Origin of the sequence: Desulfovibrio sp. 1214_IL3152 (assembly GCF_036763055.1) — a bacterium.
Taxonomy (GTDB): Bacteria; Desulfobacterota; Desulfovibrionia; order Desulfovibrionales; family Desulfovibrionaceae; genus Desulfovibrio.
Map to the genome: position 1 here is coordinate 1 of NZ_JBAIYW010000012.1, position 2,615 is coordinate 2,615.

Consider the following 2,615-nt stretch of genomic DNA (forward strand, 5'->3'; position numbering starts at 1 on the left):
CTTTTTCAGCGGCACCGGCCGATGCCGTGATGGTCACGGTCAGGGGCGATCCGGAGGTGGACTCAATCGTATTCACGCCGCCGCGGGTGGCAGACATGCCGTAGGCGACGCCAGGGTCAGCGCTGCTGGTCACAGTCACGTTGCCGCTTTCCGTGGTGATGCTGTTGCTACCGCCGTTGTCGACAGACATGCCGCAGCCTTTGTCGCCGCCGGTGCCGGTCACAGTCACGTTGCCATCCGCGGTTTTGATCTTGTTGCTGCCGGAATCGTTGGCAGACATGCCGTAGGCGACGCCGGGAATGCCGCTGTAGCCGCCGGTGCCAGTCACAGTCACGTTGCCGCTTTCCGTGGTGATGCTGTTGCTGCCGGACATGCCCCAACCGTTGACACCTCCGCTGCCGGTAACGGTCACGTTGCCGCTTTCCGTGGTGATGCTGTTGCTGCCGGACATGCCAAAACTGAGGACATCTCCGCTGCCGGTAATACTCACATTGCCGCTCTCGGTTTTGATCGTGTTGCTACCGCCAAAGGAACCAAACATGCCGCGGCCAGTGCCACCACCGTTTAAGATGTGGTTCAAAAGACTGCCGCCGCTGCTGCTGCCGGTAACGGTCACATCGCCGCCTTTTGTGGTGATGGCGTTGCTGGCAGCGGCATTGGCGGCATACATGCCGAAGCTGTCGCCGCTGCTGCTGCCTTCAACAATTACCTTGCCAGCCGCAGTTTTGATTTCGTTGCTGCCGGAAGAAGCCGCGTGCATGCCGGTGGCGAAGCGGTAGTCATCGTCGTCGAGTTGGCCCCTCACAGTCACATCGCCGCCCACCGTTTCGATCTTGTTGCTGCCGGAAGATTCGGCCTTCATACCGTCGACGAACAACATGTCGTCTCTGGGGCCTTGGCCGTAGCCGCTCACAGTCACGCTGCCGCTTTCCGTGGTGATGCTGTTGCTGCCGTCATCGATTGCAGACATGCCGTAGCCGTAGCCGAAGCCGTCGCCGGAGCCGGAGCCAGTCACTGTCACGTCGCCGCTTTCTGTGGTGATGCTGTTGCTGCCGGAAGAGTCGGCAGACATGCCGTAGCCGTCGCCGTAGCCGTAGCCGGAGCCGTTGCCAGTCACTGTCACGTCGCCGCTTTCTGTGGTGATGCTGTTGCTGCCTGATCCAGCGGCAAGAACGCCAAAACTTGCTCCTGTGATGGTGACATCACCGCCTACGTCAACGGTGTTGGCGCTGTTCCCCTCAGCACGCAATCCTGTGCCCGCAGCGGTTATGTGAAGAGACCCATCAGTTACGGTCAGGTTGTTGGCACTCTCTTCAACAGAGTAGACGCCTGCCCCGGCCGCATCGATGTAGATAGAGCCGCCAGCAACATCAATGTTATTGGTGCCGCCATAGTGAGCTAACAGACCTTCCCATCCGCCTTTGATATTCACATTGCCATTTGTCACTGAAACAGTGTTGGTGCTGTATCCATTGACGCTGCCGTCATCGGCGGTGCCGCCATATGCATGAACACCGCGTCCGATGGCATCAATCTCCAGATCTCCATTGGTCACGTCAACGTTCGTGCTACTGTTGCCGCCGGACGAGATACCCCAGCAGTCTGTCTTTATACTTACAGACCCATTGGTGGCGGAAAGGTTGGTGGTGCTGTTGTCAGATGTGCCAACCCCATTCCAAAGTGCATTGATGGTGATATCGCCGTCAATTGCCGTTACAGAGTTGACGCTGCCGCTCTGGGTTTGAATGCCTTGCCCGTCGGCGGCTATGTTGATGCTGCCGCCGCTGATGGTATTCTTGCCGCCATCGACAGCAAATACGCCATGGGCAGCGGATACGCCATCGCTGGAGGCGCTTTGGACATGAACCGAGCCCTTGCCCATATCAATGACGTTCTCGGCCCCGCTGCCCTGCGCGGTCACGCCGCCCGACACGTCAAGTGTGCCGTCCGCGGAAGTGATGTGTGTGGTGGAGCCCACTGTGGTGTTCACAACCCCGGCAGCAAGGTTGATGGTATTGTAGTCATCGGCCATCTGGTCCGGGTCGGCCGAGCCGCTGGCATGTATGGAACTGCCGCCGATGACCGTGTCGTTTATGATGATTTCGTCATTTTGCGCGGACGAGACGACGGAGTAGGCCCCGCCGTTGTTCTGGCCCTGGTGGAACTCGCCGATATTGTCCAGATGCTGGCCGCCATAGCGGCTGTCGTGCGCCGCGGAATCAAAGTTCTGGTTGTCTGTGGCGACAAGCTCCACATTATATTCAAAGCTGTCGCCCGAAGCGCGGTCCGTGACCGTAATGTGAATGAAGTCCACCAGGCTTTCGCCCGTAAGGCCGAGCCGCTGCATTTCAGCCACGCCGTCCGCGGTAAGGCGGAATTCCAGACGGCCGGAAAGGCTGTTAAAGCTTACGTCTACCCAGGAGCTTGACCATCCGGCAGGCAGGCTGACGCTCACCGCATAGGGCGCTGCCGCGTTGGTGCCGTCAAAGTCTGCGTCCCCTGTGGCAATGGCGGCAGGAGCCGCGCCATTTGCGCCGAAAAATACATTGGCGGTAACGGCATCGCCCGTGGCGCCAGGGGAATACAGCACGGCGCGAACAAAGGGACCTGCGGGG

General features: G+C 59.6%; 1 protein-coding gene. It reads right to left on the bottom strand.

Annotated elements, in window-relative coordinates; all coding sequences use genetic code 11:
• On the bottom strand, positions 1-2,615 hold a 2,615-nt coding region (locus V6C07_RS00155), incomplete at both ends, for a beta strand repeat-containing protein (RefSeq protein WP_333534307.1).